Genomic DNA, 3,453 nt, shown 5'->3' on the forward strand with positions numbered 1-3,453 from the left:
GGCTGCCCGCGATGGGCTCCAGCCCGCATCGGTGGTCGGGCCTGACAGGCCAAAGCCCGGCAGCGAAGGGATGACCAGGTGAAAGGCATCTGCGGCATCGCCGCCATACGATGTCGGATCGGTCAGCGGACCGATCAGCTCCAGGAATTCCACAGGGGAGCTGGGCCATCCGTGAATGAGCATGAGCGGCACTGCACCCGGCTCGGAGGAACGAATATGGAAGAAGTGGATGTTCGCACCGTCAATCGTCGTCGTGAATTGAGGATAGCTGTTGAGGCGCTGTTCCTGCTTGGTCCAATCAAAGGAATGCTCCCAGTAGGCCGCCATGTCTTTCACAAAAGAGAGCGGTGCTCCGTAATTCCAGCCTGCGCTCGGAAGTTCATCCGGCCAGCGGGTCATGCTTAGGCGCTGCTTAAGGTCCTGGAGTTCTGCCTGCGCCGTTTCCAAGCGGAAGGGGCGGATCGTACCTGGATTGGTTTGGCTGCTAGCGAACATTTTCATTTTTAACATCCTCCTTGGGGGGTTCTTATGTCTTTATTGTAGGCGCCCCACCTTGACAACAGTATGTCAGCGAGAAATGCAGTGGATATAAAAAGTGATCTTTTTTGTGAATCACCATTTCTTAGATGAAGGAGAGGGGTAGCTTGAAAGTAGAACGGCTGCTTGGCATTACGATGATCCTGCTGAGCCGGCGCAGGGTGAACGCCCAAACCTTGGCTGATAAGTACGAGGTATCACTGCGCACGATCTATCGCGACCTCGAGACGATCAACGCTGCGGGCATCCCCATCGTGTCGTACGCGGGAACGGACGGTGGATATGAAATTATGGAGAAGTACCGGATCGAGCGGCAAATTGTCACCTTGGAAGACCTGAAATCGATCCTCGTCGCCTTAAAAGGCGTACAAGCTTCGCTGGATGACCGGGAAATGGACGATCTGCTGACCAAAATCAAGGCGCTTGTCGCCAAATCCGAGCAGGACCAAATGGAGGATGAGGGCGAAACGCTCGTGTTTGACACCAACCTGTGGCATGGAGGAGGAATCAAGGACAAGTCGGTCCTCGTTTCGCTAAGGCAGGCGTCCAAGCACCGATCGGTCGTGTCCTTCCTATACACCAATACGGAAGGGACAGCCGAGCAGCGCGAAGTCGAGCCCATCGGCCTGGCTTGGAAGGGGTACGCCTGGTACTTATACGCCTACTGCCGAACCCGTCAGGATTATCGGACGTTTCGGGTTTCCCGATTGAGCGGCTTGAAGGTGCAATTGGAACAATTTCCGTCCCGCGGCGTGCGCATGGAAGAGCTGGATGCAAGGTGGGGGAACCAGGAGACTGGCCCTGCAGTTTCTCTTCTTCTGCGTTTTAAGCCGCGGCTGAGAGTACGGGTGGAGGAGGCTTTTGGCGTTGAGAACGTGGAGACGGAAGCGGACGGATCGCTGCTGGTCCGGGCGAGTTACCCGGATAATCATTGGATGTACGGCATGCTGCTGAGCTACGGGCCGGATTTGCGGGTGCTTGAGCCAGCTTATGTAGCCGAGAGGATCCGGCATATGGCGGTGCAAACGGCTGGGAATTACGAGGATTAAGGCAGAAAATTTACATACGATGATCCGAAGGTCAAATAAGGTCAAAATAATAATTTTCACGATAAATCCACCATAAAACAAGACAAATCAGGCTATAATCGCGTGTAATCAGCTGTAATCGTTTTTGTCATTTCACACCCACGGGCATATAATAAAGTCGTAAGGTCAAACAAGGTCAAATCGAAAGGGGAAATGAAGCATGTTTGACTTGATTCCTTTTGGAAAACGCAGAGAAGATGCCTTTGGACAATTGGTGAAATCCTTTAACGACGTGTTCAGCGACGATTGGTTTACATCTTTCAAAGGATCGTTGACGTCCTTCAAGACCGATATCCGGGAAACGGAGCAATCGTATCTGGTGGAGGCAGAGCTGCCCGGTTTTCAAAAAGAAGATATCGAGATCAGCTACGCTGAGCCTTACCTGACGATCAAAGCCGTTCGCAAGGAAGACCATAGCGTGGACAACCAAGACGAACAAGTCGTCCGCAGAGAACGCCGCTATGGTGAATACACGCGCAGCTTCTACGTTCCCGATATTCATGCAGACGGAATTAACGCGTCCCTGAAGGACGGCGTACTGAACATGGAAATACCAAAGCAGCCGAACAAACGCACCAAACGCATTCAAATTCGCGAAGACATCTAATCATATAGTAAATTGATATGAAGCATCCCGGACGGGGTGCTTTTTTGTTAAGATTATAATTTTGAGATTTTTTTCACAAACCCCTTGCAAAGGTAAAAGGTAAGGTGTATGATTAAGCCATAAAGAGGTTGTGATATAAATCACAAATAGATCGAGGCAGATAAATCATCGGAAATATTTTTTTAAAGTATATTGTGCATTATTTCACAAAAGAGCAGTGTCCTCCATTCCGCTGCTTATCCATTAAGTTATCCATACCGTTTCACATTCATCCATTTCATTCCCTATAAGGAGGAATTACCATGAAAGTCGCAGTCATTGGATGTACCCATGCCGGAACCGCCGCTGTGAAAAGCATTGCCGCACAGCACCCGGAAGCCCAAATTACGGTGTACGAACGCAACGATAACATTTCGTTCCTGTCGTGCGGCATCGCCCTTCACGTCGGAGGCGTCGTCAAGGACGCAGGCGGATTGTTCTACAGCAATCCGGAAGAGCTGGCCGGACTCGGTGCTGTGACCCGGATGCGGCACGAAGTGCTGGCCGTCGACACGAACGCCAAGACGCTGAATGTCCGCAACCTGGTAACCGGCGAAGAATTTACGGACAGCTATGATAAGCTGGTGGTCACCACAGGCTCGTGGCCGGTTATTCCGAAGATGGAAGGAATCGATCTGGACAATGTCCAGCTGTGCAAAAACTACGCTCACGCGCAGGAAATCATTGCCCGCGCTGCGGATGCAGAGCGCATCACCGTCATCGGCGCCGGGTATATCGGCATCGAGCTCGTCGAAGCGTTCCACGAGCTTGGCAAGCAGGTCACCCTGATCGATAACATGGACCGTGTTATGGCCAAGTACCTTGACCGCGATCTGACCGACTTGGCCGAGCAGGCACTGAAGGACCGCGGCGTGCAGCTGGCGCTGGGCCGGACGGTGGAAGGCTTCCACGGCAGCGAAGGCAAAGTGCGCGAGGTCGTCACCACAGACGGCACGTTTGAAGCCGATATGGTTGTACTGTGCATCGGCTTCCGCCCCGGCACAGATCTGCTGAAGGGCCAGGTTGATATGCTGCCGAACGGCGCGATTATCATCGACGACTATATGCGCACCAGCAACCCTGATGTGCTGGCCGCTGGCGACAGCTGCGCCGTACGCTACAATCCGACGGGAACGGCGATGTACATTCCGCTGGCCACTAATGCGGTGCGGATGGGTACGC

At 52.8% G+C, this 3,453-nt stretch carries 4 protein-coding genes; 3 read left to right on the top strand and 1 reads right to left on the bottom strand.

Annotation, left to right across the window (positions count from 1 at the left end; translation table 11 throughout):
• Positions 1–501: epoxide hydrolase family protein (locus tag CPT76_RS27525; protein ID WP_219845479.1), on the bottom strand; the 501-nt coding region annotated here is incomplete at its 3' end.
• Between the two features lie 143 nt (positions 502–644).
• On the opposite strand from CPT76_RS27525, the gene CPT76_RS27530 reads away from it, so the two are divergent.
• The 3 genes from CPT76_RS27530 to CPT76_RS27540 form a co-directional block, all read left to right on the top strand.
• Entirely contained in the window at positions 645–1,586 is a 942-nt protein-coding gene (locus CPT76_RS27530; RefSeq protein WP_181153078.1) for a helix-turn-helix transcriptional regulator, read from the top strand.
• 199 nt (positions 1,587–1,785) lie between these two features.
• Positions 1,786–2,232: an Hsp20/alpha crystallin family protein gene (locus tag CPT76_RS27535; RefSeq protein ID WP_105445155.1), complete on the top strand. Its 447-nt coding sequence runs from the start codon at positions 1,786–1,788 to the stop codon at positions 2,230–2,232.
• 302 nt (positions 2,233–2,534) lie between these two features.
• Positions 2,535–3,453 (top strand): NAD(P)/FAD-dependent oxidoreductase (locus CPT76_RS27540; protein ID WP_258168849.1); only part of this gene is annotated, 919 nt, incomplete at its 3' end.

Origin of the sequence: Paenibacillus sp. AR247 (genome assembly GCF_002968895.1) — a bacterium.
GTDB lineage: Bacteria > Bacillota > Bacilli > Paenibacillales > Paenibacillaceae > Paenibacillus_AQ > Paenibacillus_AQ favisporus.

Excerpts from the sequence above, each read along its gene's own strand:
- CPT76_RS27535 (WP_105445155.1), top strand. The coding sequence starts at position 1,786 with ATGTTTGACTTGATTCCTTTTGGAAAACGCAGAGAAGATGCCTTTGGA.